The sequence below is a fragment of the Haloferax larsenii genome (assembly GCF_024730625.1).
Classification (GTDB): Archaea; Halobacteriota; Halobacteria; order Halobacteriales; family Haloferacaceae; genus Haloferax; species Haloferax larsenii.
Genome location: NZ_CP078063.1, coordinates 1261810 through 1287536, shown reverse-complemented (window position 1 = coordinate 1287536; position 25727 = coordinate 1261810). Strand labels below are relative to the sequence as shown.

The 25727-nt window shown below is 64.2% G+C and carries 28 protein-coding genes; 10 read left to right on the top strand and 18 right to left on the bottom strand.

The features are described from left to right. Positions 1 to 22: 22 nt before the first annotated feature. Complete coding sequence (locus KU306_RS06690; RefSeq protein ID WP_258303233.1) at positions 23 to 265, bottom strand: DUF7533 family protein; 243 nt, start codon at positions 263 to 265, stop codon at positions 23 to 25. Between the two features lie 115 nt (positions 266 to 380). On the opposite strand from KU306_RS06690, the gene KU306_RS06685 reads away from it, so the two are divergent. Beyond that, positions 381 to 2204, top strand: a complete 1824-nt coding sequence (locus KU306_RS06685; protein WP_258303232.1) for an SLC13 family permease — start codon at positions 381 to 383, stop codon at positions 2202 to 2204. A 27-nt stretch (positions 2205 to 2231) separates the two neighbouring features. On the opposite strand, the gene KU306_RS06680 is transcribed toward KU306_RS06685, so the two are convergent. After that, positions 2232 to 2987: a DUF502 domain-containing protein gene (locus KU306_RS06680; protein WP_258303231.1), complete on the bottom strand. Its 756-nt coding sequence runs from the start codon at positions 2985 to 2987 to the stop codon at positions 2232 to 2234. Between the two features lie 114 nt (positions 2988 to 3101). Between KU306_RS06680 and KU306_RS06675 the strand changes: the two genes are divergently transcribed. Continuing rightward, complete coding sequence (locus KU306_RS06675; protein ID WP_258303378.1) at positions 3102 to 3713, top strand: riboflavin synthase; 612 nt, start codon at positions 3102 to 3104, stop codon at positions 3711 to 3713. Positions 3714 to 3725: 12 nt separating this feature from the next. On the opposite strand, the gene KU306_RS06670 is transcribed toward KU306_RS06675, so the two are convergent. Beyond that, positions 3726 to 4769: a PrsW family intramembrane metalloprotease gene (locus tag KU306_RS06670; protein ID WP_007544582.1), complete on the bottom strand. Its 1044-nt coding sequence runs from the start codon at positions 4767 to 4769 to the stop codon at positions 3726 to 3728. A 100-nt stretch (positions 4770 to 4869) separates the two neighbouring features. On the opposite strand from KU306_RS06670, the gene KU306_RS06665 reads away from it, so the two are divergent. Beyond that, positions 4870 to 5244: a DUF7532 family protein gene (locus KU306_RS06665; protein WP_007544581.1), complete on the top strand. Its 375-nt coding sequence runs from the start codon at positions 4870 to 4872 to the stop codon at positions 5242 to 5244. Continuing rightward, on the top strand, positions 5241 to 6647 hold the full coding sequence (locus KU306_RS06660; RefSeq protein WP_258303230.1) for a ribonuclease FAU-1 family protein: 1407 nt from the start codon (positions 5241 to 5243) through the stop codon (positions 6645 to 6647). Before KU306_RS06665 ends, KU306_RS06660 begins: the two co-directional genes overlap by 4 nt. A gap of 90 nt (positions 6648 to 6737) precedes the next feature. On the opposite strand, the gene KU306_RS06655 is transcribed toward KU306_RS06660, so the two are convergent. The 5 genes from KU306_RS06655 to KU306_RS06635 all read right to left on the bottom strand — a co-directional run bounded on the left by KU306_RS06655 (position 6738) and on the right by KU306_RS06635 (position 11542). After that, the gene (locus tag KU306_RS06655; RefSeq protein ID WP_007544577.1) at positions 6738 to 7070 is read right to left on the bottom strand and encodes a NifU family protein; all 333 of its coding nucleotides are present in this window, start codon (positions 7068 to 7070) and stop codon (positions 6738 to 6740) included. A 111-nt stretch (positions 7071 to 7181) separates the two neighbouring features. Then, positions 7182 to 8708 (bottom strand): LVIVD repeat-containing protein, encoded by a 1527-nt coding sequence (locus KU306_RS06650; protein ID WP_258303229.1) that lies wholly within the window; start codon positions 8706 to 8708, stop codon positions 7182 to 7184. A 501-nt stretch (positions 8709 to 9209) separates the two neighbouring features. Next, on the bottom strand, positions 9210 to 10178 hold the full coding sequence (locus KU306_RS06645) for an ROK family protein (RefSeq protein ID WP_258303228.1): 969 nt from the start codon (positions 10176 to 10178) through the stop codon (positions 9210 to 9212). Between the two features lie 154 nt (positions 10179 to 10332). Beyond that, positions 10333 to 11013: a TIGR00266 family protein gene (locus tag KU306_RS06640; protein ID WP_007544571.1), complete on the bottom strand. Its 681-nt coding sequence runs from the start codon at positions 11011 to 11013 to the stop codon at positions 10333 to 10335. 70 nt (positions 11014 to 11083) lie between these two features. Continuing rightward, the gene (locus KU306_RS06635; protein WP_007544569.1) at positions 11084 to 11542 is read right to left on the bottom strand and encodes a universal stress protein; all 459 of its coding nucleotides are present in this window, start codon (positions 11540 to 11542) and stop codon (positions 11084 to 11086) included. 221 nt (positions 11543 to 11763) lie between these two features. On the opposite strand from KU306_RS06635, the gene KU306_RS06630 reads away from it, so the two are divergent. Continuing rightward, positions 11764 to 12504, top strand: coding sequence for an SDR family NAD(P)-dependent oxidoreductase (locus KU306_RS06630; protein WP_258303227.1), 741 nt, complete (start codon positions 11764 to 11766; stop codon positions 12502 to 12504). A gap of 79 nt (positions 12505 to 12583) precedes the next feature. Here the strand turns inward: KU306_RS06630 and KU306_RS06625 are convergent, their stop codons facing one another. Together KU306_RS06625 and KU306_RS06620 are read right to left on the bottom strand one after the other, a co-directional pair. Then, positions 12584 to 12964, bottom strand: a complete 381-nt coding sequence (locus tag KU306_RS06625; RefSeq protein ID WP_007544566.1) for a DUF5611 family protein — start codon at positions 12962 to 12964, stop codon at positions 12584 to 12586. A gap of 71 nt (positions 12965 to 13035) precedes the next feature. Then, positions 13036 to 14058 carry a DUF7093 family protein gene (locus KU306_RS06620; RefSeq protein ID WP_258303226.1) on the bottom strand — a complete coding sequence of 341 codons (1023 nt, stop codon included), beginning with the start codon at positions 14056 to 14058 and terminating at the stop codon, positions 13036 to 13038. 104 nt (positions 14059 to 14162) lie between these two features. Here KU306_RS06620 and KU306_RS06615 point away from each other — a divergent pair, with 104 nt between their 5' ends. Together KU306_RS06615 and ygfZ are read left to right on the top strand one after the other, a co-directional pair. After that, on the top strand, positions 14163 to 14462 hold the full coding sequence (locus KU306_RS06615; RefSeq protein ID WP_007544562.1) for a DUF6432 family protein: 300 nt from the start codon (positions 14163 to 14165) through the stop codon (positions 14460 to 14462). Positions 14463 to 14593: 131 nt separating this feature from the next. Further along, positions 14594 to 15685 carry a CAF17-like 4Fe-4S cluster assembly/insertion protein YgfZ gene (gene ygfZ / locus KU306_RS06610; RefSeq protein WP_258303225.1) on the top strand — a complete coding sequence of 364 codons (1092 nt, stop codon included), beginning with the start codon at positions 14594 to 14596 and terminating at the stop codon, positions 15683 to 15685. A 32-nt stretch (positions 15686 to 15717) separates the two neighbouring features. Here ygfZ and KU306_RS06605 read toward each other — a convergent pair whose 3' ends face one another. The 6 genes from KU306_RS06605 to KU306_RS06580 all read right to left on the bottom strand — a co-directional run bounded on the left by KU306_RS06605 (position 15718) and on the right by KU306_RS06580 (position 22636). Next, on the bottom strand, positions 15718 to 16167 hold the full coding sequence (locus KU306_RS06605; RefSeq protein WP_258303224.1) for a nucleotidyltransferase family protein: 450 nt from the start codon (positions 16165 to 16167) through the stop codon (positions 15718 to 15720). A gap of 53 nt (positions 16168 to 16220) precedes the next feature. Next, on the bottom strand, positions 16221 to 17303 hold the full coding sequence (locus KU306_RS06600; RefSeq protein WP_007544559.1) for a geranylgeranyl reductase family protein: 1083 nt from the start codon (positions 17301 to 17303) through the stop codon (positions 16221 to 16223). A 133-nt stretch (positions 17304 to 17436) separates the two neighbouring features. Beyond that, positions 17437 to 18429, bottom strand: a complete 993-nt coding sequence (locus tag KU306_RS06595; RefSeq protein WP_258303223.1) for a WD40/YVTN/BNR-like repeat-containing protein — start codon at positions 18427 to 18429, stop codon at positions 17437 to 17439. Between the two features lie 54 nt (positions 18430 to 18483). After that, positions 18484 to 21432, bottom strand: coding sequence for an excinuclease ABC subunit UvrA (gene uvrA, locus KU306_RS06590; protein ID WP_258303222.1), 2949 nt, complete (start codon positions 21430 to 21432; stop codon positions 18484 to 18486). A 207-nt stretch (positions 21433 to 21639) separates the two neighbouring features. Next, on the bottom strand, positions 21640 to 21999 hold the full coding sequence (locus tag KU306_RS06585; RefSeq protein ID WP_007544553.1) for a cell division protein SepF: 360 nt from the start codon (positions 21997 to 21999) through the stop codon (positions 21640 to 21642). A 157-nt stretch (positions 22000 to 22156) separates the two neighbouring features. Then, positions 22157 to 22636, bottom strand: coding sequence for an RNA-binding protein (locus KU306_RS06580; RefSeq protein WP_007544551.1), 480 nt, complete (start codon positions 22634 to 22636; stop codon positions 22157 to 22159). Between the two features lie 195 nt (positions 22637 to 22831). On the opposite strand from KU306_RS06580, the gene KU306_RS06575 reads away from it, so the two are divergent. Together KU306_RS06575 and KU306_RS06570 are read left to right on the top strand one after the other, a co-directional pair. Continuing rightward, on the top strand, positions 22832 to 23134 hold the full coding sequence (locus KU306_RS06575) for a DUF7562 family protein (RefSeq protein WP_007544549.1): 303 nt from the start codon (positions 22832 to 22834) through the stop codon (positions 23132 to 23134). A gap of 92 nt (positions 23135 to 23226) precedes the next feature. Then, positions 23227 to 24546, top strand: a complete 1320-nt coding sequence (locus KU306_RS06570) for a ribonuclease catalytic domain-containing protein (protein ID WP_258303221.1) — start codon at positions 23227 to 23229, stop codon at positions 24544 to 24546. 100 nt (positions 24547 to 24646) lie between these two features. Here the strand turns inward: KU306_RS06570 and KU306_RS06565 are convergent, their stop codons facing one another. After that, complete coding sequence (locus KU306_RS06565) at positions 24647 to 24880, bottom strand: DUF7385 family protein (protein ID WP_007544545.1); 234 nt, start codon at positions 24878 to 24880, stop codon at positions 24647 to 24649. Between the two features lie 71 nt (positions 24881 to 24951). Here KU306_RS06565 and KU306_RS06560 point away from each other — a divergent pair, with 71 nt between their 5' ends. Continuing rightward, complete coding sequence (locus KU306_RS06560) at positions 24952 to 25152, top strand: hypothetical protein (protein ID WP_007544543.1); 201 nt, start codon at positions 24952 to 24954, stop codon at positions 25150 to 25152. Between the two features lie 111 nt (positions 25153 to 25263). Here KU306_RS06560 and KU306_RS06555 read toward each other — a convergent pair whose 3' ends face one another. Beyond that, positions 25264 to 25632, bottom strand: coding sequence for a hypothetical protein (locus KU306_RS06555; protein ID WP_007544541.1), 369 nt, complete (start codon positions 25630 to 25632; stop codon positions 25264 to 25266). Between the last annotated feature and the right edge of the window lie 95 nt (positions 25633 to 25727).

Below are 25727 nucleotides of genomic sequence, written 5' to 3'. Positions count from 1 at the left end.
ACCGCGACTCGGGAAAAAGCGGTTACTCGTCTTCGTCCGGGTCTTTTGCGACCCCGCCGACGACTTTTTCTGCGGCAATCATCGGGATGTCCTGCGGCGTCGTCAGATACTGCGGGAGGGCGACCATCAGGACCGCGAGGAGAAGCATACCGCCGCCGAAGACGGTCTGGCCGTCGGTGAGGAGTTGCACCCCGAAGATTCCGACGGGGATGGCGAAGATGAGCGTCGCCCCCAACCCGAGCATCTCCAAGATTCCAAGTCGCATCGAGCACCGGTAGTCCGCGGGCAGAGAAAAGTGTCGCGACAGCCGAGCCCACCCGTCAGCCGTGCGAACACCTCACCCGAGCAACCATTAAGCCGTCTCCGAATCCACACACGGCATGGTCGCGGTCACACCCGGGATGCTCGTCGTCTTCGCACTCGTGGTCGTCACGATGGTGCTCTTCGTGACGGAGACGACTCCGCCGGACGTGACCGCCATCGGCGTCATCGTCGCGCTCGTCGTGCTCGAACCGTGGACACAGGTCGATTTACAGACCGGACTCTCGGGGTTTTCGAGCACCGCGACGATTACCATTCTCGCGATGTACGCCCTCAGCAAGGGTATCCAGAACACCGGTGCGATTCGCCTCCTCGGCGACGCCGTCTCGAAATTTGCCCACGGAAGCGAGCGCCGACTACTCGGTGCCATCGTCGGCCTGACCGGCCCTATCGCGGGCATCATCAACAACACGCCGGTCGTCGCGGTGTTCATCCCGATGGTCGCCGACCTCGCCGACGAGGCGGCCGTCTCGCCGTCGAAGCTACTCATTCCGCTTTCGTACGTGTCCATGCTCGGCGGGACACTCACACTCATCGGAACCGCGACGAACCTCGTCGCGAGCGAGGCGTACGCGACTGCAACGGGCGAGCCACCCTTCTCGATGTTCGTGTTCACTCCGCTCGGCGTGCTCGTCCTCGTCGTCGGCGGGGTCTACCTCATGACCGTCGCGCCGCGTCTCATCCCCGAGCGCATCGCACCGGGGAACCGGACAGCGAGTTACGGCGTCGAACCGTTCCTCGCCCGGGTGTTGGTTCCGTCGCGGTCGCCGCTCGTCGGGTCGCCCGCGAAGGAAGTCGCCGACGACGCCCACCGCGACCTCAACGTCGACATTCTGGACGTGTTGCGGGGGCAAACGCATTTCATCGCCACCGATTCCGACCGCGACGTGGCGGCGCGGGATATCCTCACGATTCGCGGCGACCCCGCGACGATACGGGAGTTCTGCCGACTCGCCGAACTGCGGTTTCTCCCGCGGGCGAGCGTCACGGACGAAGAACTCGACCGCCCGGACCAAGTCGCGCTCGTCGAACTCGTCGTCCCTCGCGAGTCGGGGCTCGTCGGCGAGACAATCGGTGGGGCACGCCTCCGCGAGCGGTACGATGCGACGGTCCTCGCGGTTCGTCGGCGCGGCGGGGAACTCATTCGCGAGCACTTCCGCGACGTGGAGCTTCAGGTCGGTGACTCGCTGCTCCTCCAGACGACCGACGAGACGGCCCGATATCTGAAGGATACCGACGACTTCGTCGTCACGAGCGAAGTGGCCGAGGACCTCATCGGAAACGGTGAACTCTCTCCATCGGCGCTTCGGGCGTTCGCCATCGTCGCGGCCGTCATCGGCTTGGCAGCCATCGGAGCAGTGCCAATCGCCATCGCCGCGCTCGGCGGGGTCGTCGCGATGGTCGTCACAGACGTCCTCTCGCCGAGCGAAGCCTACGACGCCGTGAGTTGGAACGTCATCTTCCTGCTCGCGGGCGTCATCCCGCTTGGGCGGGCGCTCCAGCTGACCGGTGGCGTCGCCCTCCTCGGCGAACTGGTGGGACAGACGGCGATGGTGCTCCCGGTTCTCGGCGTCCTCGCGCTGTTCTACGTCCTGACGGGGTTGCTGGCGAACGTGATTACGCCCGTGGCAAGTGTCGTCCTCGTCTTACCCATCGCCATCGACACGGCGCTGCGACTGGGTGCGGACCCCTTCGGGTTCGCTATCGCCGTCACGTTCGCCGGAAGCACCGCGTTCATGACGCCAATCGGCTACCAGACGAATCTCATGGTGTACGGGCCGGGCGGCTACCGCTTTACCGACTACCTCCGGGTCGGCGCGCCACTCCAACTGCTGCTCGCGGGGGTTACGACGGTCGGTATCGCGTTCCTGTGGGGCGTGTAGGTCGGGACCAGAACTTGGAGGATGTCGTCACTCTGTCGGCTCGGCCTGAGAGCCGTCTGACTGTCCTTGTCCCGACTTCCGCTGCCCTGCGTGCTCCGCGTGCTCCGCTTTCGAATTCTCGGGCGAGTACGCTGCTGGGCCGGAGGGGAGTGTCTCGGGGTCGTCCACGCTCAGTCCGGTCGTGACGAGCAGTCGAAGGCCGCGGCGGACAGGCATGTCGAGTTCCTGAATCTCGTCGGGCGAGACGACGATGAGCGCCCCCGCAGTCGGGTTGGGACTGTGCGGGACGAACACGGTGAGGAGTTCTTCGCCCACTTCGTTCGTCACCGCGGAGGGCGCATCGTTGGTGACGAAGCCGAGCGAGTAGAGCCCTTCACGTGGGTACTCGACGAGGACGACGCGGTCGTATCCGGCGGTCGGTTCGGTGAGCGACTCGGAGACCTGCCGGACCCCGAAGTAGATGGTACGGACGAACGGAAGCAGTCGAACGCCGCGTTCGAAACTCCCGAAGAGTCGCTGGCCGAGACTCATCGACGCGAGGTAGCCGACGAACGTGATGGTGGCAGCGATGACGAGCGCCGAGAGAACTTGCGAGATGAGAACGATATCACCAGAGTACGACAGCACGTCGGCGACGACGGGATTGACCTGCCGGACGACCGGGCGAATCGTCGTCGCAACTCGGTTGAAGGCAAATTGGAGGACAAACACCGTCACCGCCAGCGGCGTGACGAGCACGAGACCCGTGACGAAACTACTCTGGAGTCGAGACCAGACGCCCATACGGCCTGTGGGAGCGACGACGACAAAATGGTATGGGAGCACGTGACCCATCACGGAAACGTGATATCGAACAGAAACGATAGGGATTAAATGCCACCACCCGAAGCCGAGTGTATGTTCACCGGCATCGTGGAAGGGTCGGGCGAAATCGTCGGCGTGACGGACGCCGAGGGTGGCCGACGCCTCCGCATCCGCACCGACGTCGCGTTCGACGACCTCCACCACGGCCAGTCTATCGCCGTCTCCGGCGTCTGTCTGACCGTCGAAGAGTTCGGCGACGACTGGTTCGACGTGTTCCTCGCCGCAGAGACCGTCGAGAAGACCTATCTCGGAACCGTCGAAGAAGGCGACCGCGTCAACCTCGAACGCGCGCTCGCGGCCGACGCCCGGTTCGACGGCCACCTCGTCCAAGGCCACGTCGATGGCACGACCACGGTCACGGCCATCGAGCAGGTCGGCGACGACTGGTTCTTCGAGTTCGACCTCCCCGAGTCGCTCGGGAAGTACGTCGTCCAGAAGGGGTCTGTCTGTCTCGACGGTATCAGCCTCACCGTGGCCGACCGCCGCGAGGACTCCTTTGCGGTCGCCATCATCCCGACGACGTACGACCTGACGACGCTCTCGGACAAGGAGGTCGGCGACCCGGTCCACGTCGAGGTCGACGTCGTCGCCAAGTACGTCGAGTCGATGCTAGACGGATACGCAGAACAGTTACTCGCCGAGTAGCGCTGCGTCCGATTAATCTTCGAATTCAGTCGTCTCGGAGCCGAGCGACGCGGCACTCGGGCCGGTCGCGTTGGCAGTGTGGTACGCCCGGGCGTATCGGCGAATCTTCCCGACCAAGTAGAGACCGAAGATACCGTCGTAGATGATGACGTAGACGAGGAACGACGCGAGGACGCCGAGGCCAGTAGCCGACGAGATGAGGGAAGCGCCGATACCGACCGTCGAGTTGTACGTCGCGTGGACGAGCGACGCGAGGATGAGTCCCTTGATGACGATTGGGCCTGCGTGCTGTTTGTTGAACTTGGCGAGTCCGAGGTAGTAGCCTGCGATAGCCGAGTAGATGACGTGTCCCGGCCCGGCGAGGGCGCGGACGGCCGTGATGGTACCGCCAGCACCGATGAGTCCGACACCACCTGCCGCGCCGAGGTCGAGGCCGGATTCGGCGATGTTCCGTGTGATGTACAGGGCGTTCTCGATGGTCGCGAAGCCGAGCCCGGCCATCGCGCCGTAGACCGCCCCATCGACGACGGCCGAGAAACTGTCGTGGGTGTAGGCGTAGAGCCTGACCGCGAGCAGCTTCACCGTCTCTTCGACCGGCCCGACGACGAGGTAAAAGAAGATGATGGAGCCGAAGAAGCCGACCGAGAGCTGAAAGTCGCGGGCGATAGTCTGGCCGACCTGACTCAGCAGTGAGTTGGCGACGGCCGCGAAGGTCGCGGTGAGCACGCCGAGGAGGAACGTCACTACCAGCATCGAGATGGGTTCGCTTCTGGTGACGTCGCTGTAGTAGACGTACGCGGCCAGTCCGAGCGCGGGGAGCGCAGAGAGAAGTGTGAGCGCCCCTATCTGCGGGTCAGTGATAGCAGAGAGACCACCGATACCGACGAGGATGAGAAAGGCGGCGAGAATGACCGTCGCGCGGGTCGAAGCGACCAAGAGGCGGTAGAGCGCGACCGCCAGCCCGTCGACCGACGTTCGCTCTTCCCAGGTGGCGATGTCGTAGAGGTCGGTCGAGTCGCCCGTCGCGCGCTCGACCGGGTCTTGGCTGCGGTCCATTGTCACTCAGAACGGTCTCCCGTCGGGTAATAGCTTCGCCCTGCGGAGACGCCACGCCAGACCGAGAGAGGTTAAAAACCCGCAGGACGAACGGCCGAACATGCACTTCGACCCCCGCGAACAGGCGGCACTCCGCGAGGTCGGTCTCGACACTGACGACCTCCGAACGGCCTCGGACCTCGTGAGCGACGCCGTCGACTCGGACGCCGAGCGACTCGACCAGTTCTTCGGCGACGGCGGAACGTTCTACTCGAACATGGAGATGGCCCACAGCGCCAGCGACGTACAGGAACACACCGTCGACCACGTCGACCTCTACACTCACGGCGCGGAACTCCGTGGCTACCTCAAGTTCGACTCGTGGGGCGTTCCCATCGAAGGCGGACGCATCCTCTCCGAGGACGTCGTCGAACTCACCCTCGGACCGACCGTGGACGGGCGCGTGAAGTTCGCCCGCGACGCCGACGACCTATGAAGGTTCGCGTCCGCGGCATCTACACCACCGCGTTGACGCGGTTGTTCCTCGAAACCGGCCACGACGTGGTACAGGCGTCGGACCCGATTCGAGAGCGATTCGACGCCGAGTTCGACGCCGCAGACCACGACGTCGCGGTCGAGACGACCACCGACAGACAGGGCGTCGGCGTGAGCGGAACGTCCGACGCTGTCGCCGAGGCGACCGACCTCCTCTCGGACCTCGGTATCGACACCTTCGCGTGGGACGACCCCGCGCCGACTGGCGCAGTGTTCGACGCCCGCGTGACCGAAACCCTCGGTGGGGGCGCTCTCTGCGACCTCGGCGAGACGGAGGGATACCTCTCCTACGGCGACATCGACGGCCGCGTCGAAGTCGGCGACGAAGTCCGGGTTCAGGTCTCGGAATCGGCCGCCCCGTGGCGCGACCGCAGACACGACCTGACGGGCGAAATCCGCGCTATCGCGGGACTCGCGACTCTCGACCCCGATTCGGAGGGCGTCCGCGTCGACACCCGCGACGAGGCGGCCGCCCGCGAACTCGCCGGAATGACCGACCTCCTCGGCGGCGACCCGCCCGAAGGCTGGGGGATTCGCTGGCATCGCGACGCCGTCGACGCCGACATGGGCGCGCTGGACGACGCGCTCGACCGAGCGGCCGACATCGCTTCCGAACTCGACGCCGTCCTCGACGAGCCAGTCGAGGCACCCCGCGCCGTCGCCGCCCCCTCGGCGACCACGTGGGTCTGGTTCGGCCGCGAGACGCGCTTCGCGCTCGACGAGCAGCGCAGAGCGGTCGAAACGACGATGGCGGGCCACCACCGAACCAAGGCCGCGTCGTCGTCGGCCTCGGCCGGCGTCGACCTCGCAGAAGCCCTCTGTGACGGCGTCGAGAACGGCGAGTTCCCGTTCGACGTGGTGACGGCGCAGTTCGGCCCCCTCGAAGGCGACGAGGTAGGTATCGGCCACGGAAAACCCGACGGCCGCCTCATCACGCTCGGAGCGGGCGAAGTCGTGGAACGCGACCCCGAGGGGACCATCGAGATTCGACGCCAGATGTCCGGTGGCGGTACCTACGACGGCCTCGGCATCGACCGGGAATCGGGCGACGTGGCCGTGACGAAGTTCCGCGAAGGGCGCTGGTGGTATCCGACGACCTACCGCGATTCGGATGGCGACGTGAAGGGAACCTACGTCAACATCTGTACGCCCGTCGAGTGCTTCCCCGACCAGGTTCGCTACGTCGACCTCCACGTCGACGTGGTGAAACACGCCGACGGGACGGTCGAACGCGTCGACGACGACGAACTCGACGAGGCAGTCGAAGCAGGGAACATCTCGGAGGAACTGGCAGAGAAAGCCCGGTCGGTGGCGTCGAGTCTGGAGTCGGCGTTGTCGGAATAGGGTGGCTTCCGTCAGCGCACGGTTGCGTATCTAATCTCGGTTTTTACGGTGTATGGGTCGCGTAGCGACCCCGAAGCGTAGAGGAGTGGATTAGAAGTGACCGGGGTCTTCGGTCCCGTACTGCACCTCGCCGCCGCGGCCGCCTTCGACGGTGCTGCTGCCGTGGTCGCCCGAACTGGGGACTTTGACCTGTACGTCCTGAATCTCGTCGAACGTCATGATGAGGTCGGACTGGATGTTCTGCGCAGTGATGTTGGAGATGCCGCAGCCGGCGCAGGCCCCACCCAGTTCGACGACGACCTCGCCCGTCTCTGGGTCGGCCTTTCGCACGACGCTGTTGCCGCCGTGCATCTGGATGATGGGCATCTGACCCACCATCCACGTCTCGACGCGCTCTTTGAGAGTCTCCGACTCGTCGCTCATGTCTCGAAGCTTCGAATCCCACGGATTAGAATGGAACGGTTCTCCCACCACACAGCCGGGTGAGAGAAAGGCTGTCGCGGTCGTTCGTGATAGATTCGGTTCCGGGTCGAGTCAGTCCTCGCGGCGGGCGCGGTGTCGATACCACAGGCCTGCGGCCCCCAATGCAGCAGCGCCGACGCCAACCCCGAATCCGGGTGCGTTCGTGGCGGCTGTCGCCGTTTCGGGCGCACTCCCGTTGCTCGATTGTGTTGTCTCAGTCGGCGTGTTGACGAGCGAATCGGTCTTCGTCTCAGGGGCGAGTTCCGGCGGGTCGAGTTGTTCGCCAGCGTGGTCGGGGAAGGTATAGAGCGCGCCCGGCACGTCGTCGAAGCCCCAACTGGAGGCGACGAAGACGCCCTCGTCGGCGAAGGGGTAGGCGTACTGCGCGGTCCAGAAGTTCGACCGGTCCGGGTCGCGCCACCACGCGAGTTCGACCGGGTCGCTCGGGTCCGACACGTCGTGGCGCTTCACACCGCCGCGATACCACGAGGTGTAGAGGCGGCCGTCGTGGAAATCGAAGTTGTGCGCGGTCGTCCACACGCCGCCCAGCGTCGGGTCTGGACTCGCCGGTGGGTCGATAGTCGAACGCTGTACCGGGGCCGTCGGGTCCGAAACGTCCCACAGTTCGACGCCACCCGGCCCACCGACGAGTTCGGTCTGTGACGTGGTCGTCTCGGTGCCCTGTGTCGTCTCGTCGTCCTGTGCCGTTTCGTCGCCTTGGCTCGACTCCCCGTCGTCGCGCTCGACTTCGAGTGCCCACGACTCGATGCCGATGCCGAGCAGGTCGCCCGAGTCGTCGGTGGCGACGTAGTGGTGGTTCCCCGGAGGTGTTCGCCCGATGCGGCGACGCTCTCGCCCAGAGAGACCGGCGAGTTCCGCGGGGTCACCGGGAGAGATAGACCCGAGCGTCGTCGGGTTCGTTGGGTCGGAGACGTCGACCAGCCACGTGCCGGCGTCCCAGTGCGCGATGAACACCACGTCGTCGTGGACCCACACGTCGTGGATTGCCCGCACCGACGACCCAACCTCGGCCCACTGGCTGTCTTCCGAGACGAGCGACCAGCGCCCGAGTTCGTCCCCAGTTTCGACGTCGAGGACGACGAGTGGGTTCTCGTCGCCGTCGTTGGCCGTGAGGTACGCCCGCCCGTCGGCGGCGAAGCAGTTGTGAATCGGGAAGTCAGTCTCGTAGAACGCCTGCTCGCTCGGGTCGCTCGGGTCCGACACGTCCACGACGAGGACGCCGGACACAGCGCCCGGAATCGGGTTCGCCGGGCCGACGACGAGCAGCGTATCGCCGTCGAGTTTGACGTCGAAGATGCCACGGAGCGGGCCGTCATCGTGGTCGGAGAGACGGTTTCGTCGCTCGGCGAGGATAGTCGGCCTGTCGGGTGTCGAGATATCGACTGTTACGTAGCCCGTCGTCGCGGCTACGAACGCGGTCTGGCCGTCGGCCGAGCAGACAGCTTCTTTCGCCCCCTCGATATCGACGCGACCGAGCGGTTCGAAGGGGCCGGGGTGGGCGGCAACACGGTGAGACGCTCCGACGGAGCCTGCGAAGAGGGCACCGCCGGTGACGCGGAGGAACTGGCGACGGTCCACACACGTCCTCGGTGCGGAGAGGAGAAAAGTCGGACGGACGCCACGCTCGGAAGGCAAGAGGGGTGAGAATGATACGACACCGACCGGCAGTGGGTGGGTGGGTGGGTGGTGGGAAACCGCCGGCGGCGTCGAACGGTCGGCAGTGGTGGTGGGGGGAGGTGCCGACCGAATCCCGTCCTAGCTTCCGGTGGAACGCCCGTGCACCGTCGTCGACGATGGGAACGGGACCATCGACGAACGCACCGCGTCTCTCGGCGGCGACGGGTGCACATTTCGAGTATCCCACACGGGGATTATAAGCCTGTACCATCGAATATCAATCGAGATAATACTATTCGGGGTGTCCGACTCGGCTCGTCGCACCACGGCGGCGGGGTAACGGGGTCGAAATGAAGTGCAAACTCAACTCGTTCTCGAAGTTGTGTCTGCCAGAAGTGTCGTTTTACAGCCGCGAACGGTCACCAGTACCACCAGCGCTCCCACTGGTGAATCCTTCCGGCCTTACAGCCGAGAGCGGTCACCAGTACCAGCGGTCATCGCACTTGCGAGCGCCCCCTCGACCACGACTTCGTCGCTAAGCGTCGTCAGTTGAATCTCGGGAATGTTCGACATGACCATCTCGCTCATCTGCTCGCGTATCGGGTCCAACACGAGTTCCGGGTTGTTGAGCGCGACTGCACCACCCACGTAGATGATAAGCGGCGCGTACGAGTGGACGATGTTCGCCACGCCCATCGCGTTCCAGTGAGCGACTTGCTTGACGACGTGGTCGGCGAAGTCGTCGTCGCCAGCGTGTTCGTACACGTCGACCGCAGAAAAGTCGGGGTCGTCTATCGGCAGCGAGGTTTCGACCGGGTCTTCTTCGTGAAGTTCGCGCGCGTATTTCGGGATGTTGTTCCCGGAACAGTATCCTTCCCAGTGGCCGTCGTGGCCACAGCCACACGTCATGAACCCGTGCGGGTCGAGCGTCATGTGACCGACTTCGCCGGCATTGCCGTCCCACCCGGCGAGGACGTGACCGTCGACACAGACGCCAGCACCGATACCCGAGGAGATGGTGAGATACACCATGTCGTCGGGGTTGCGGTCCGAGTGGAAGCGCTCGCCGATGACGCCGGCGTTCGTGTCGTTGTGGAGGTACACCTCGTCGGTGTCGAGAAGGACCGACAGCGGGCCGGTCAACGGAATCCGGTCGATAGTGTCGGGAAGGTTCGCCGGGTTCTCCACCGCACCTTCGGCCAAGTCGAGCGGGCCAATCGCGCCGATACCGGCCGCGACCGCCTCGCTCGGGTCGATACCTGCTTCACCACACGCCTCACGGACGACGCCGAGGACTGCCTCGGTGACTGCGATACCGGTCGGCCCTCGCGGCGTCCGGTCGCGCGCCTGTCCGAGGAGTGTTCCCTCGCCGTCGGCGACGACCGCACGGACGTTCGTCGCTCCCAGGTCGACGCCCACGTAGTACGCCATTGTCCCCATAGGGATTCGCGCGGCACTTAACTAAGCGGGATTTACTGCAGATTTACTCGGTACCCGATAGCGATTCACAAAATGTGCTGAGCCGAAGTATTCGGCGGTCTGGCGCGCCGAACGACGTGGTAACCTCGCGAGAGGCTGTTCGTGTCTACTGCGACGAGTTACTCGTCGGCAGTTGCGGGATGAGCCACGAGAGGAACGCGTCCATGCTCCGCGATTGCAACCAGACCGACCCCGGACCGGTGAACGTACAGACCAGCCCCTCACCGCTGAACAGGGTCGACTTCAGCCCACCGACGCGCTCGACGTCGAAGTTCGTCGTGCCGTCGAAGGCGACGATGTGGCCGGTGTCGACCGTGTACTTCTGCCCTTCGTCGAGTTCGACTTCGTGAATCGCGCCGTAACTCGACAGGAACGCGTCGCCAGTCCCCTCAAGTTTCAGGAGAAACAGCCCTTCGCTCCCGAAGAAGGTGCGCGCACCGCCGAAGGAGGTGTCGAGGTCGAGGGTCGTCTCGGAGGCGAGATACGACCCGGACTGGACGTACAACACCTCGTCCGAGAGGTGGCTCTCGACGACGTCGCCCGGAAGCGGTGGAGCGAACGAAACCTCACCGGGTGTCGTCGCGGTGAACGTGTTCTGGAAGAACGATTCGCCGCCGAGGACGCTGCGCTTGAGCGACCCGAGGAGGCCGCCCTGCGCACTCGTCTCGATGTCGATTCCCTCGTCGTAACTCACCATCGCGCCCGCTTCGGCGCGTATCGACTCCCCTTCGCCGAGGGAGACGGTCAGGAGGGCGAACGATGGCCGGTACTCGATGGAGTAGTCCATGCAGACGTGACGACGCGCCGAACCATGTGCGTATCGCAGAAATGACAGAAAAGGCGAATACAGATGGGATTTACTTGGTATCTGCGCGGACGAACGTCACCGGGCACGGAGATTCAAGCATGACTTCCTGTGCGAGACTCCCGAAGACGGCCTTTCCAGCGGGAGAGCGCTTCCGGCCACCGACGAGGAGGCGGTCGGCGTCGATGTCCTTCGCGAGGTCGACGAGTTCGTCGGCGTAGTCGCCGACGGCCCCTCGGACGATGTAGTCGACGTCCGCCTCTTCGAGCTTCCGAACGATGTCTCGGACGGTCGCGTGCCGGCGGGCGACGTCGTCGCCGGATACCTCTTCGGCCGTCACGTCGAAGTCGAGGTTGTCCAGCGCGTCGTTGTACTCGTTTTTCGTGAAGACGTGGCCGATGACCACGGTCGCGCCGGTCGGACCGGCGACGTCGATTGTCTCCTCTGCGAGTCGGTCGAGTCTGTCGGTGTCTCCGGCACCGACGGCGAGTAAGATAGTTTCGATAGCCATACCAGTCGGTTCGCTCTCGGCGTACTTAACCGTGGCGGAGTATTTACTCAGTTTCGAAGTAAGATTTTTGCGGCTATCGGTGTCGCAGTCGCTCGTCGCTAGTATGTTGTTTGTTAGCACTATGTATCTTACTTCGGTCCGGAGATTTGTCGGTTCGGTCGTATGCTCTTATCTGTCGGTTCGGTCGGTGTGTCTTTGGTTCCCGACACCGACATCGACGTATGCTCTCGGTCGACCTCTCGGACCACGTGGTGTTGGTGACAGGCAGTGCGAAAGGCGTCGGTCGCGACCTCCTCCTTGCGACTGCCGACGCGGGCGCGTCGGTGGCGGTGCACTACAACACGAGCGAGGCGGAAGCGACGGCGACGATGGAAGAAGCGCTCGAACGCGGTGCACCCGACGCGACGACTGTCTCCGGCGACGTGACCGACCCCGACGACGTGGACGGTATCTTCGACGCGGTCGAGTCTGACCTCGGTTCGGTCACTGCGCTCGTCAACAACGTCGGCGCGTTCGCACCGCAACACTGGGAAGACATCGACTTCGAGACGTGGCAGACGGTCGTCGAGACGAACTTCTACGGGACGTATCTCTGTTCGAAGCGCGCGCTCGGTCCCATGCGCGACGCCGGGTTCGGCCGCATCGTCAACGTCGGCTACGCTGGCAGCGAGAAAGCACTCGTCTACCCCGTCAACTTCCCGTACTTCGTCGCCAAGACGGGCGTCCTGATGTTCACGCGAATGCTCGCTGCCGACACCACAGACGACGGCATCACCGTAAACGCCGTCTCGCCCTACGTCGTCGAGAACTCGGACAAGTTCCCGGACGAGGCCCCCCGCGGTCGGTGGGCGTCGACAGACGATATCGCACAGGCATTGCTGTTCTTCCTGCATCCCGCGTCGGACTACATGAGCGGCGAGAACATCGAAGTCGACGGCGGGTGGTTGCCCGAACGACTCTGACGTGGGTCGGCGCGCGCAGGTTGCGAGCGCTGTCGCTCTGGACGTGAGTGGTGAGAGAAATCGAGTCGCGGCAGACGTATCAGTAGTCCGGCGCGTCGTCTTCGACGGCGCGCTTCATGGAGTCGCGGCGCGACTTGGCGTCGCGGCCCGTCGCTTCGAGAAGGAAGTCGTTTTTGGCGCTGACGGCCTCGCCGGCTGCTTCGAGGTCGTCCGGGCCGAGTTCGGTCGGGTCGGCCTCTTCGAAGTTGACTGCGAGGCGGTCTTTCTTCCCGCTGTACTTCACCGCGCCGACGACGACGCGCTGGAAGACGGGATTCTTCGGTTCGCCGACGACGTAGAGGTCGCTTCCTTTGTACTCCTCGGTCTCCGTGATGGGGCCGAAGTAGTCCTCGACAGTCGCTTCCATGTCCGGGACCCGCTCTTCGAGCGTCTCCCCACGACGCATCTTGTATTCCTTCATGGGCGCTCTTTCGATAGCCGGTGGTTTACCTGTTTCGTGACTCTACGAAGCCTGCGACGGCGTGACGGGGGTCAGGCCTGTCGCTCGGCGATATATCCTTTTCGGCACTCGGGGCAGATGTCGCCCGCGCGCATCGACGACGCGGAGGCACCGCGAGAGTGTCCGCAGTTCGGACAGTAGTACTCGACCGCCTCGTCTGGCGTCTCGGTCCCGAGGTTCGGGTCGTCGGCGCGCACGAACTCGTCGTCCGCCGCCTCGATGTACTCGTCGTTCGAGTCGGAGTCGACAGCCCCGTTTGCCTCGGGGCGCAGGCCGCCGCCGAAGGAGACCGACATTGGCTCACCGTCGTCGGGCTGGGCGTCCCAGCCGGTGTCTTCGCCCTGCTGTTCGGGCCACGCACCGTGTTCGCGAGTCTTCGTCTGGCCGGTCGCATCGGCGTCACGCCGGTCCGTGTCGGATGCGGCGTCGGAAGACGTCTCGGCGGCCGCGTCCGCGTCGATGAACTCCGCGTCGTCGTCGTCGGTCGGCGTCTCGGGGACGGGGTCCTCGGTGTCCATCTCGTCCACCTCGTCGGGCCACTGCGTCCGGTCGCGTCCCGATTCGTCGTCATCGTCGTCGAGGATGATTGCGTCGTCGGTGACCGGCGGTTCGTCCAACTGCTCGGCGCTCTCGTCGCCCGTCTGCTCCGGTGTCGGCGTCTGCTCCGGTGCCGACGCCGTAGCCTCGTCCGGCGTCGACGTGGGCGTCTGTGCCGGTTCGGAGGCCGCGTCGGCGCTTACATCGGCCTGCGCCTCCGTCTCCGGGTCGGGCGCAGTCTCGATTGGTGACTCGTCGGGGACAGGGGTCGGTTCGGGGTCGGCTGGTTCGAACCCTGCCGCGGCCGTCTCGACTTCGGCCTCCGTCATTCCCACCTCCTCGGGCGTCCGAATCGCGGTTACTTCTTTGTTCTCACTGATGACCTGTTCGTGACCGCAGCGCGAGCACACCTGTACCTCCCGAATCGAGACGACCACCTCGTCGCCTCGCTCCTCGCGCTCCCGTTCCGTCTCGGGTTCCCCATAGGAATGCCCGAGAAGACGGCAAGTAAGTCCCATTACGCGAGCATTCGGGGGTTCTGGAACAAAAAGGTACCTCCTGTTCGTCGGACGCCCGTCAGACGGGCGGTACAAGTAAACCTCATGCGGGCGATGTACCGACTATGAGAGCGAGGCGGGAGTTTCGGAACCGCCGCGACATCGAAGTCGCGGTGCTCGACGCGCTCGTCGACCGCCACGAAGATGGGATGACGGTGTTCGAACTCCGTGCCGCCGTCGACTCCGACATCGACACTATCGAAGACGCGCTGTCTTCGCTGAAGTCGGAGAGTCTCATCGTGGTGGAAGAAGACCACCAGGGTGTACGCATCTACCCTGACGACCGCGTTGTCCCCGACCCCGGTGAGAGCGTCGAAGCCGATGCATCGTTGTTCGACCGCGTGCGCGACCGATTGGGTCTCTGATTGTCTCGGGCGCGTCGCCCCGCGCGGCCGTCTAGATAGCTATCATCCGACCGCGACTACTCTATCACTCGGCCGCGACTACCCTGCCGCAGAGTGGGACTGTTTTACCCGCTGACGCCAAACGGGGAGTAATGACACTCGTCGCTTCGATTCACGAGTCCCACGGTGCGACGTTCGAAACACGCGGTGGTGTCGACGTGGTCGGCCACTACGGCCGCCCCGAACGGACGCACCGCGCAGTCCGAAACGGCGTCGGCGTCATCGAACACGGATACGGCGTCGTCGTCGTCGAAGGCGAAGACCGAATCGAGTACGTCGACAACGCCGTCACGAACGCCGTCCCGACCGAAGACGGCGAGGGTGCCTACGCGCTGCTTTTGGACCCCGACGGACGCATCGAGACGGACATGTACATCTACAACGCTGGCGAGCGCCTGCTTCTGTTTACGCCGCCGGACCGCGCCGAGGACCTCGTCGAGGAGTGGCGCTCGAAGACCTTCCTCCAGCGCGTCCGCATCCGCGACGCCTCCGACGAGTTCGGTATCTTCGGCGTCCACGGCGCGATGGCGACAGAGAAGGTCGCGAGCGTCCTCGCAAACGCCGGTGCGCCCGAACCCGAACTCACGTTCGTTCGCGGGTCTATCGGCGGCGAATTGGGCGTGACCGTCGTCGCCGCCGACAACCCGACCGGCGAGGAGGGATACAGCATCATCTGCCGCGCGAAGGACGCCGAAGACGTGTTCGACGCCCTCTTGCACTACGGCAACCCGGCGGTTCCCCTCGGCTACCAGACGTGGGACACGCTCACCACCGAGGCCGGAACGCCGCGCTTCGACACGGAACTTCGCGGGCGCGTCCCGAACGTCGTCGGCGTCCGCAACGCCATCGACTTCGACAAGGGCTGTTTCGTCGGGCAAGAGGTCGTGTCGAAGGTCGAAAACCGCGGCCGACCGTCGCGTCGTCTCGTCGGCTTCAGCGCCGACGACCTCCCCGAGTCCGGTGCCGAGGTGTTCGCCGGTGACGACAGCGTCGGCGAAGTGACTCGTGCCGTCGAGAGTCCGATGCGCGAGGCGCCAATCGGCTTCGCGCTCGTCGAGTACGGTCTCGACACCGACGAGTTGGCGGTCGAGGCCGATGGCGAGCGCGTGGCGGCGACCCGCGAGACGCTCCCGTTCGTCGAAGGCGGCGCTCGGTCGCTTCGGATTCCGACGTATTCGGAGTAGTCACCAGTAGTCTCCGCCGCGGCATCCCTCAGTTACCGCGCAGAGACACCGAGTTCGGATTGTAAGCGTACCACGGTCTCCTGTTTCCCTATCTGCTCGTAGACTGTGACGAGGTGTTCGAGTGGAAGAAGCGGAACCCCTGAGTTCTCGGTCTGCACAACTTCGATGCGTTCGAGGTCGATGAGTGGGGTCTGGTGGCTCTTCTCTCGGTGACAGAATATCACTTCGACCTCCTCACCGTGGACCACATACGTGTCGATTTGGGATTGGCCGACTTCACGAGTGTCGGTGAACCCGTCCGAGAACCGGCCTCGGAACTGCTTCGCCGCCGCTTCCGTGGCGAGGATATCGATATCGGATGGGTCATCGTCGAGGCCTCGCAGCACGGAGTCGGTACTTCCGATGACGCACCACGTTGCACTGTCGGACAGCTTCTCCACGAGTTCCTCAAGAACGGTCTCTTGAGACGCAGACAAGGGCATGTTCGTGTCTCGACACGCAGGAACAAGGTTCTGCTGGAGCGCAGAGCCCCGTCTCAGAACAACTTCTTCAGATGCTCTCTGGAGAAAAAGGAACTCGGCTTGTCCATGTGGACGCCGATTTCGCCCGAGAGCGTGCGCAAGCCGACGTGCTGGAGCCACTCGGGGAACGAATAACACTTTCTGACGAGGTGACCGAGGCGGATTTCGGTCGAAAGCGTGTCGCGCCACGCTTCCTCGTAGTCGGCGAGCGTGGCCGGGTCGTCAGGGTCGATTGCGTCGGCGGCGTGGTCGGCTGAAGTCATCCCGTAGAGGATGCCGCCGCCGGTGAAGGGCTTCGTTTGGGCGGCCGCGTCACCGATGAGGAACGCGCGGTCGGTCGTCGTCTGCTCCGGCGGGCCGATGGGAATCGCGCCCGAGCAGAAGTGCTCTGTCTCCACGTCGTAGGTGTTCGTAAGCGCGTCGAACATCTCGGTGACTTCCGCACCCGGCGGGGCAGCGAGTCCGTACTCGACGCCCGCGTCGCCGCGCGGGATGCGCCACGCGAAGAACCGCGGGACGGTGAGATGCACGTCCACGAAGTCCCCGTCGTCGGGGTCGGGGTCGAACGCGAGGACGCCGTGGAGCGTCTCGGTCGGTTCGGGCAGGTCGAGCGAGCGACGGACGCGAGAGGTCGGCCCGTCGCATCCGGCGACCATCTTCGCTTCGAACTGGACGGTTCCGGCCTCGCCCGCGACGCTCGCGGTCAGTCGGACGCGGTCGTCGAGTTCTTCGATTCCGGTGACGGTGTGGCCCTCGCGGACGTCCGCCCCGGCCTCGCGGGCGCAGTCGGCGAGCGTCCGGTCGAGTTCGACTCGGTCGATGACGTTCGAGACCTCACTCTGCTTGTAGAACGGGTATGCCTTCGAGTTCGGACCGCCGACGTGGAAGTCGGCCCCGTAGATACGGTTCTGAAAGAGGTGGTCGCGTGCGTCGTCGGGCACGTAGTCCCAGATGTCGGTACTGACGTGGCCCGAGCACGCGAGCGGCGTCCCTACCTCGCCTTTCTCCAGCGCGAGCACGTCGTACCCCGACTCGGCGGCACGGCGGGCGAACCGCGCGCCGGCGGGACCAACACCGACGACGGCGAAATCGTACATGGTCGGTCGTCGAACCGACGCGGCAAGAAACTTCTCGGTTCGGTCGCGAGGGTGCAGTGAAGTGCGGAGAGGTACGGAGGGGTGAGGAGAGGTGAGGTGCGGTGCGATGCGGTGTCGTACGATAGTCGCAACCTTACTCGGCGACCGCGAGCCCCGATGCGGTCTGTCTCGACTCACGCCACGGCACGTCGAGTTGCGTCCACGAGTCTCCGAAGTCGGTCGTTCGGAAGATGCCGTGGTCGTTTGCGGCGTAGCACTCACCGCCCGAATCCCCCGTCGCTAAGACTGCTCGCGTCGCCCCCTCGCCCGTCGGCAACCCGGTGTCGTCGAGTCGGGTCCACGGCTCAGACCCGCGCCGTCGATACAGGTACGCTTCGGCCGAGTTTGTCGAGTGCGCTCGTCGAGGGCCGTGGGCGGACGTGACCAGCACAGATTCGGGGTCAGACGGGTCGACGGCGACGCTCCAGCAGTAGTTGTGCTGAAGCCCATCTGTGGGCGTCGTCCACGTCTCGCCACCGTCGTCGCTCTCGGCGTAGCCGTCGCCCGCGGCGACCCAGATACGACCCGGTCTCGCCGGGTGCATCGCCATCGAGTGAACGTCGCGCTTGGACGACGGGACGCGGTCGACCCACGACTCACCGCCATCCGGTGAGGTGACGAGTGCGCCAGCCTCGATAGCGACGAAGAGACGCTGTGGGTCACAGGGGTCGATTTCTATCCACCGTGCGTGGTGCGTGTGCGGCCGCGGGGGAAACGCCCACGTGGAGGCCGAGGGCAGACCGGTAAGCGGTGGCAGTTCGGTCCACGTCTCACCGCCGTCTCTCGACCGAAACACTGCCGACGGCTCGGTCCCGGCGTAGACGACAGCGGGGTCGTCGGGCGAGACGGCGAGGCTCGTCACCGACTCAGAGACGGTGTTTCTACCGACAGAGTGCCACGTCTCACCGCCGTCGGTCGTCCGAAAGAGTCCGCGGTCGAACGTCCCGCAGAAGGCTCGGGCCGGCGCGCGGGAGTCGGCGGCGACACATTCGGGCGTACGGTCTTCGAGTCGTCGACGCACCGTGGGCGAATCCGGTGGACCGGAGGCCGACAGAACCGCACCGTCTGCTGCCGCGTAGAGTTGCATACATGGGCTACGAGTCGAATCGGCAAAAGTCCGAGCCGAAAGAGAGTCGTGTGCTTAGTCGTCGTTCGGAACTTTCGCCGGTTTGCGGCGGTCCGAACGCGGCCCCTCTTTGTCCACGTCCGGGAGGTAATCGCGGAGGTACCGACCCGTGTGGGAGTCGGGGTTTTTGGCGACTTCCTCGGGCGTCCCGCTGGCGACGATGGTGCCGCCGTGTTCGCCGCCCTCGGGGCCGAGGTCGATGATGTGGTCGGCGTTCTTCACGAGGTCGAGTTCGTGTTCGACCACGAGGACGGTGTTTCCGTTGTCCACGAGGCGCTGGAGCACGTCGATGAGTTTTCGCTCGTCTTCCTTGTGAAGCCCCGTCGTCGGTTCGTCCAGCAGGTAGAGCGTGTCGCCGGTCTGTTTCTTACCGAGTTCCTCCGCGAGTTTGACGCGCTGGGCCTCGCCGCCCGAGAGCGTCGTCGAGGGCTGACCGAGTTGCATGTAGCCGAGACCGACATCGTGGAGGAGTTGGAGTCGGCGGCGAATCTGCGAGTTCGCCTCGAAGAACTCCAGGGCCTCGTCGACTTCCATCTGGAGGACTTCGGCGATGGTCTTGTCCTTGTACGTCACGTCGAGCGTCTCGGCGTTGTAGCGCTTGCCGTGACACTCCTCGCAAGGCACGTACACGTCCGAGAGGAAGTTCATCTCGATTTTGACGTTGCCCTGTCCCTTACAGGCCTCACAGCGCCCGCCTTTGACGTTGAAGGAGAACCGGCCCTTCTCGTAGCCGCGCTGCTTGGCGAGTTTCGTCTCGGCGAACAGTTCGCGCACGTAGTCGAAGACGCCGGTGTAGGTCGCGGGGTTCGACCGCGGGGTGCGCCCGATGGGCGACTGGTCGATGAGACGCACCGTCTCGATTTCGTCGTAGCCCTCGATGGCGTCGTGTTCCCCGGGGTCGACGGAGGTGTTGTCGTTCATCGTCCGGGCGAGTCCCTTGTAGAGAATCTCGTGCATCACGGTGGACTTGCCGGACCCGGAGACGCCGGTGATGGCCGTGAACGTGCCAAGTGGGATGGGCACGTCGAGGTCCTTCAGGTTGTGCTGGCGCGCGCCGCGAACCACGAGTTCGCCGTCACCCTCGCGCCGCGTCTCGGGGACGTCGATGTCCTTACGGCCGGCGAGGTAGTCGGCGGTGATGGAGTTGTCGGCAGCGACGATGTCGTCGAAGTCGCCCTGTGCGACGATTTGGCCGCCGCGCTTGCCCGGACCGGGACCCATGTCGATAATCTCGTCGGCCCGGCGCATCGTCTCCTCGTCGTGTTCGACGACGATGAGCGTGTTTCCGAGGTCGCGGAGACCTTCGAGCGTGTTCAGGAGTTTGTCGTTGTCGCGCTGGTGCAGGCCAATCGATGGCTCGTCGAGGACGTAGAGGACGCCAACTAGGCCGGACCCGACCTGTGTCGCGAGACGAATGCGCTGTGACTCGCCGCCCGAGAGGGTCGCGGCCTCGCGGTCCAGCGTGAGGTAGTCGAGACCGACTTCCGTCATGAAGCCAAGGCGGGCGCGAATCTCCTTGAGAATCTCCTGTGCGATGGTGCGCTCGCGCTCTGAGAGGTCGGTTTCGAGACCTTCGAAGTGCTCCAGGGCGTCGGCGATGCTCAGGCGGTTGACCTCGGGGAGCGTCGTGCCGCCGACGCGGACGTGCCGCGACTGCTCTTTGAGGCGCGACCCGTTGCACTCGGGGCAAGTCGTGACGGCCATGTACTCCTCGATGTGGTCGCGCGTGCGGTCGGAATCGGTCTCGACGTGTCGCCGTTCGAGGTTGCCGACGACGCCCTCGAAGGGGTGTTCCTTGTGTCGCGTTCCGTTTTTCGTCGTCCACTCGAACACCACGTCCTCGGAGGTCCCGAAGAGGAAGGCGTCCTGAATCTCGTCGTCGAGGTCCTCGAACGGGGTGTCAACGCTGACGCCGAAGTGGTCGGCGACGTTGTCGAGTTGGCGCTGGTAGTACGTCCGGTTGTAGCTCCACGGCTCGAAGACGTGCTTGAGAGGTTTCGACGGGTCGGTGACGACGAGGTCTGGGTCGACCTCCTTGGCCTTGCCGAGACCCTCACACTCGGGACACGCGCCGTGTGGGCTGTTGAACGAGAACGACCGCGTCTCGATTTCGGAAAAGCGGAACGACGAGTTCGGATTGCCGAGTTCCTCGGAGAACTCCACGACGAGTCGGTCGTCTTCTTCGCCCGCGAGCGACCCGGTCGAACGCGTGTTCGACGCGAAGGGCGGGTTCTCCGGCGGGTCGGGGACGATGAGTTTCAGGACGCCGTCGGCCTCGTCGAGCGCCGTCTCGACGGAGTCGGCGATGCGCGAGCGCGACTCGGGTGCGACCTTCACGCGGTCGACGATGACGTCGATGGTGTGGTCGTAGTTCTTGTCGAGTTCGGGCGTCTCGAACGAGAGGTCGAACTCCTCGCCGTCGACTTCGACGCGGGCGTACCCCTCGCTGACGAGGTCCGAAAAGAGGTCTTTGAACTCGCCTTTCTGGTCGCGGACGACCGGTGCGGCGACCTTCGCGCGGGTCCCCTCGGGGAGTTCGAGAATCTGTTCGACCATGTCCTGTGCGGACTGCTCGCCGACTTCCTCGCCCGTAATGGGGTCGTACTGCGTACCGACCCGGGCGTAGAGGAGACGAAGGTAGTCGTGCAGTTCGGTGACGGTCCCGACGGTCGAGCGGGGGTTGTTCGCCCCGTTCTTCTGGTCGATAGAGATAGCGGGCGACAGTCCCTCGACGGCCTCGACTTTCGGCTTGTCCATCTGGCCGAGGAAGTTGCGGGCGTACGCCGACAGCGACTCGATGTAGCGGCGTTGTCCCTCGGCGTAGACGGTGTCGAACGCGAGGGAGGATTTGCCCGACCCCGACAGGCCGGTGACGACGGTGAACGTCTCGCGGGGGATGCGGACGTCGAGGTCCTTGAGGTTGTGCTCTTCGGCACCACGAACCTCGATGTAGTCCTTGCTCATTCGAAGATTCCTACGGACGTGGGGACCGAATAGGCATCGGTTCGAGTCATCTGAGCCGCAACTTACGGCGGCGTCTCGGGCGGGATTTCAGGACGCGAATCCCACGCTGTTCGGGCACTACAATCACCGGGTGTCGAGGCTGACGGCTCGACGAACAGTGGACACGAATGGAGACGAGAATGCGGGAGTCGCCCGCAGAAAACCGAGTTACGGACTGTTGAGTTTGCTTCGCGCGATTTTCACGCCAGTCGGCGTGATGATGAGTTGGTCGTCGCCCTTCTGGACGATGTCACCGTCGACTTCGTCGGCGACCTGTCGGAGGTCGTCGATGATGTGTTCCATCGTGTTGTCCGAGGTCGTGTGCCGGGTGATGTCGGCGATGACGAGGTCGCCGTCGTAGACGGCGTCTTTGATGGCGATGACGTCCTGCTGGCTACCGATCTCCGCGATGTGGACCGAAATGTCGGCCTCGCCGCGGGCGGTGTCGAAGTCGTCGAGGTCGAGTTCGACGTAGTCCTCGGTCGAACGGGAGTCCCCGCCACCGAGAATTTTGCTCATGATGCCCATAGGATGTACACCGGGACGACGAGGTTAGTTCTTACGTCAGACGTATGTCCATATTCCGAGAGTTCGTCCCGCGAAAACTGTCCGAATAATCCCACTATCCAGTGCAGTCAGCTGGTTTTGACGACCGGTGAGTGGGTACCGGACCGCGAAGACGGCCTCAGACGCTGAATTCGAACAGGTCGTCGCCGACGTGGTGGATGGACTCGACGACCTTTCCGGAGTCGCCGACGAGGTCGTCCCCGTCTTCGAGCGCGCGGCCGATAGCGAGGACCTTCCCGTGGGTCTCTTCGGCGATGGCGACGAGGTCGCCCGCGGAGATGGATTCGTCGGCTTCAGTGATACCGGGGCGCATCACGTCTGCGCCGCTGGAGACGAACGAGACGGCACCGGCGTCGACGGTGACGACGTGCTTCGTCGGCTGGAACTCGTTTGCGCCCGTGACGGTCAAGAACGGTTCGTCGTCGATGTAGACGACCATCGGTTCGCCGTCGACGAGGACGATGTCGTAGTCGGAGTCGGCCAGTTCGACACCCTCGAATGCGTCGCCGTCGACGTCGACGCCGAGGTTGGCTTCGATAGACTCCCGCAGTTCGGAGATTTCGTCGCTTCGGAGATGGTGGCGAGACTTGACTTTCATATCCGGTGGTGGACGCTGGGTGCCGATAAATCGACCGCTCCGCGTCCAGTACGGCGCGCGGTCCGACCGGCGAGCGCACACGCGTCGTCATTCGACTGTCGAGCGCACTTCGACCGCCGGCGACACGCGCTTCGTCACACGCTCGTCAGACGGGGCGGAACAACTGATAAGTAGCGGTGTCTCCACCAAACGAGTATGTGGCGCTCCCGGAGCAGCCGGGACCGGAAGACTGTCGTATGCATCGCGTGCGGCGATTCGGTCCTTCGGTCGGCGGCGCGCGAGTACGACAAAGAGGGGAACCGTTGGGAACGACACGGTAAACGGTTCGAACACCTCTGTAAATCCTGTTACCGGAACCTCTGTCACCAGCCACGCGCTGGTCTCGAAGCACTGCTCGTCGATATCGAAGAACACGGCGTCTCCAACGAGGAGTTCCTGTATCGGTACTACGACGCCGTCAAAGCCCAGTACGAATCCGCCGAAGAGCGCGAACGGTAGTCGGCTGCGCCGCCGAACCCCCGGCGGTGTCGAGACGCCGCCGCCCCATCGCGCCCGACACGCATTTCTCCCTGCCCCGTTTAGACGGTGCCATGTCAGACGACTCGCAGGCGTACGCCGGTACCGCCGAAGGGCAAGGACCGGTCGAAATCGACGCCGAACTCGCGCGACACCTCCAGAACAAGCGCGAGGAGTTGTTCGAGGAGTTCGAGATTCGAGATGCGTTCCCCCCTGAAGTTCTCTCCGAGGCGCGCGCGCGGACCGAAGGCGTCGACGAAGAGATCGAAGAGGAACTAGAACACCGGCAGGACCTTCGGGACCTGACGACGTGGACGACAGACCCTATCGACGCCCAGGACTTCGACGACGCCCTGAGCATCCGCGAGAACGAGGAGACGTACACGCTGTGGGTCCACATCGCCGACGTGACCCACTACGTCCACCCCGAATCGGAGATGTGGGCCGAGGCCGTCAAGCGCGGCAACACCGTCTACATGCCCGCGTACACTATCCACATGCTTCCGCCAGTCCTCGCCGAGACTGTGTGTTCGCTCGTCCCCAACGAGGACCGACTGGCGCACACAGTCGAGATGGAAATCAAGAAGGACACCCTCTCGTTCGAATCTATCGACATCTACAAGTCCGTCATCCACTCCGACGAACGACTCACCTACACGCAGTGTGAGAACCGCCTCGACGACCCAGAACTCCCGCTTCACGAGGAGAACTCGCTCGTGTTCGACCTCGCGGACCAACTGCACGAACAGCGGAAGGAAGACGGGTCGCTCGTCCTCAATCCGAGCCGCGACCGCGCGCACACCATCATCGAAGAGTGCATGCTGAAGGCCAACAAGGCCGTCACGCACGAACTGATGTGGAACCGCGGCGTCGAGGCGATGTACCGCGTCCACCCGCAGCCGACCCCCGACCAGTGGGACAAGGCGCTCCGCGAGATTACCGAACTCAACGGCGTGAGCATCCAGTCCACCTCGTGGGACGAACCACGGAAGGCCGTCAACGACGCCCTCGAAAGCGCGAACTCCCGCACGCTCAACAAGATTCAGCGCGCCGTGCTGAAGGTCATGCCTCGTGCGAAGTACATGAACGACCCCTTCGGCGGCCACTACGCGCTCAACTTCGACATCTACGGGCACTTCACTTCGCCCATCCGCCGGCTGTCGGACCTCATCAATCACTGGATCGTCCACGAAAACGACGTTCCCGAGGACCTCGTGGAACTCTGTGACCGCGCTTCGGACCGCCAGAAAGACGCCGAGACCGCAGAGCGTCTCTACAAGCAGTTCCTCGAAGAGGTCGGTCTCGACCCCTACGCCGTCAACAACCGCGGTATCGTCACCGTCGACGAAGATGGCGACGTTATCGACGAAAACGGTCTGCCGCCGAAGGAGTAAGCACCGACCGACGCGCGCCGAGCGCGACCGCGCGTCGGCGTCCTGTTCTGCGTGAAAGCGTGCTGTTCTGCGTGAAAACCTACTACTTGTGAGTGAAAACCTACTGTTTGTGCGTGAAAAGCAGCACGTCGCCGTCGTGCTGGGTCACACAGAGGTCGAGCATCATACTCAGTTCGAGGCTGTTGTAGTCGTCCTCACAGACGACGAGGTCGTCGAACGGTTTCTCACAGGCCGGACACGCGATAGCGACCGTGTTCCGGTAGGTAGTGACGCCACCGCTCGATTCGTGCGGTGTGAGTGACGACCGAAGTTCGTCGAGTTCTTCGTCGTTCATTGGTCTGGTGGTGTGTGCGGCGTGGGACCGTATAATTCTTCACGGTCGAACACCCCCGTGGAATACGACAGATGCGCGAGACCGTTTGGCGAGTCGCGGTCGGGCTCTACGTCTGCTGGCTCGTCGCCGTCGTGCTCCTCGTTGCGGGACGACACACTCCACTGCCATCGCTTCCGGGCGTCCACGAGAGCGTTGTACTCGGTGCGGGGGTACTGACGCTCGTCGGCGCTGTCTCGCTTCTCCGAGACGGATACCGCTGGCTTGCAGGGTGAGCAGTCGCTAGGCTATTCCTACGCTATTCCTACGCTACACTACGCTACTCCTACGCTACACTACGCTACTCCTACGCTACACTACGCTACTCTTCTCTTCCCTACGCTCCCCTATTCTCCCCCATCGAATCCGCACGCCCACCGAAAGTGCGGGTGAATCCATTCGAGTCGCGCCGCGTGTGTCTCTACCCACGCGGCAGGGTCGCCCAACGAACGCGAGAGCACCTCGGCGTCGTCTTCGTGTGTGCCCTCGCGGTCGAACGGGACCGATTCGAGCGTTCGTGACGCGGGATTGAAAAACACCGCTCGCTCGGTGTCGTCGACGAGGGCGACCAACCGGGACCCCGAGGCGTCTTTCGTGAGGAGCGCCTGCGCCATGCGGTGTTGGTGGACACCGCAGCGTGTCTCCCGGAGGGTCGAGACCACGTCTCGGAAGACCTCGGTCGGGTCCGACGAGGGGGTGCCGTGACCTGTTTCCATACCACCCCGGTTGCGCGGCGGACTAAAGAGGGTCCGCCAAGGGTGGAGTGAAAGTGAAGGATTCGGTGGAAGTGAAACGGATGGTCCTCCTGTGA

Coding starts and splice junctions, on each gene's coding strand:
- KU306_RS06575 (WP_007544549.1), top strand. CDS start 22,832: ATGTGGCGCTCCCGGAGCAGCCGGGACCGGAAGACTGTCGTATGCATC.
- KU306_RS06680 (WP_258303231.1), bottom strand. CDS start 2,987: ATGGGCGTCTGGTCTCGACTCCAGAGTAGTTTCGTCACGGGTCTCGTG.
- KU306_RS06580 (WP_007544551.1), bottom strand. CDS start 22,636: ATGAAAGTCAAGTCTCGCCACCATCTCCGAAGCGACGAAATCTCCGAA.
- KU306_RS06560 (WP_007544543.1), top strand. CDS start 24,952: ATGCGCGAGACCGTTTGGCGAGTCGCGGTCGGGCTCTACGTCTGCTGG.
- KU306_RS06585 (WP_007544553.1), bottom strand. CDS start 21,999: ATGGGCATCATGAGCAAAATTCTCGGTGGCGGGGACTCCCGTTCGACC.
- KU306_RS06595 (WP_258303223.1), bottom strand. CDS start 18,429: ATGCAACTCTACGCGGCAGCAGACGGTGCGGTTCTGTCGGCCTCCGGT.
- KU306_RS06645 (WP_258303228.1), bottom strand. CDS start 10,178: ATGGCGTACTACGTGGGCGTCGACCTGGGAGCGACGAACGTCCGTGCG.
- KU306_RS06620 (WP_258303226.1), bottom strand. CDS start 14,058: ATGGGACTTACTTGCCGTCTTCTCGGGCATTCCTATGGGGAACCCGAG.
- KU306_RS06685 (WP_258303232.1), top strand. CDS start 381: ATGGTCGCGGTCACACCCGGGATGCTCGTCGTCTTCGCACTCGTGGTC.
- KU306_RS06655 (WP_007544577.1), bottom strand. CDS start 7,070: ATGAGCGACGAGTCGGAGACTCTCAAAGAGCGCGTCGAGACGTGGATG.
- KU306_RS06670 (WP_007544582.1), bottom strand. CDS start 4,769: ATGGACCGCAGCCAAGACCCGGTCGAGCGCGCGACGGGCGACTCGACC.
- KU306_RS06640 (WP_007544571.1), bottom strand. CDS start 11,013: ATGGACTACTCCATCGAGTACCGGCCATCGTTCGCCCTCCTGACCGTC.
- KU306_RS06690 (WP_258303233.1), bottom strand. CDS start 265: ATGCGACTTGGAATCTTGGAGATGCTCGGGTTGGGGGCGACGCTCATC.
- KU306_RS06570 (WP_258303221.1), top strand. CDS start 23,227: ATGTCAGACGACTCGCAGGCGTACGCCGGTACCGCCGAAGGGCAAGGA.
- KU306_RS06600 (WP_007544559.1), bottom strand. CDS start 17,303: ATGTACGATTTCGCCGTCGTCGGTGTTGGTCCCGCCGGCGCGCGGTTC.
- KU306_RS06675 (WP_258303378.1), top strand. CDS start 3,102: ATGTTCACCGGCATCGTGGAAGGGTCGGGCGAAATCGTCGGCGTGACG.
- KU306_RS06635 (WP_007544569.1), bottom strand. CDS start 11,542: ATGGCTATCGAAACTATCTTACTCGCCGTCGGTGCCGGAGACACCGAC.
- KU306_RS06630 (WP_258303227.1), top strand. CDS start 11,764: ATGCTCTCGGTCGACCTCTCGGACCACGTGGTGTTGGTGACAGGCAGT.
- KU306_RS06660 (WP_258303230.1), top strand. CDS start 5,241: ATGAAGGTTCGCGTCCGCGGCATCTACACCACCGCGTTGACGCGGTTG.
- uvrA (WP_258303222.1), bottom strand. CDS start 21,432: ATGAGCAAGGACTACATCGAGGTTCGTGGTGCCGAAGAGCACAACCTC.
- KU306_RS06565 (WP_007544545.1), bottom strand. CDS start 24,880: ATGAACGACGAAGAACTCGACGAACTTCGGTCGTCACTCACACCGCAC.
- KU306_RS06555 (WP_007544541.1), bottom strand. CDS start 25,632: ATGGAAACAGGTCACGGCACCCCCTCGTCGGACCCGACCGAGGTCTTC.
- ygfZ (WP_258303225.1), top strand. CDS start 14,594: ATGACACTCGTCGCTTCGATTCACGAGTCCCACGGTGCGACGTTCGAA.
- KU306_RS06665 (WP_007544581.1), top strand. CDS start 4,870: ATGCACTTCGACCCCCGCGAACAGGCGGCACTCCGCGAGGTCGGTCTC.
- KU306_RS06625 (WP_007544566.1), bottom strand. CDS start 12,964: ATGAAGGAATACAAGATGCGTCGTGGGGAGACGCTCGAAGAGCGGGTC.
- KU306_RS06615 (WP_007544562.1), top strand. CDS start 14,163: ATGAGAGCGAGGCGGGAGTTTCGGAACCGCCGCGACATCGAAGTCGCG.
- KU306_RS06605 (WP_258303224.1), bottom strand. CDS start 16,167: ATGCCCTTGTCTGCGTCTCAAGAGACCGTTCTTGAGGAACTCGTGGAG.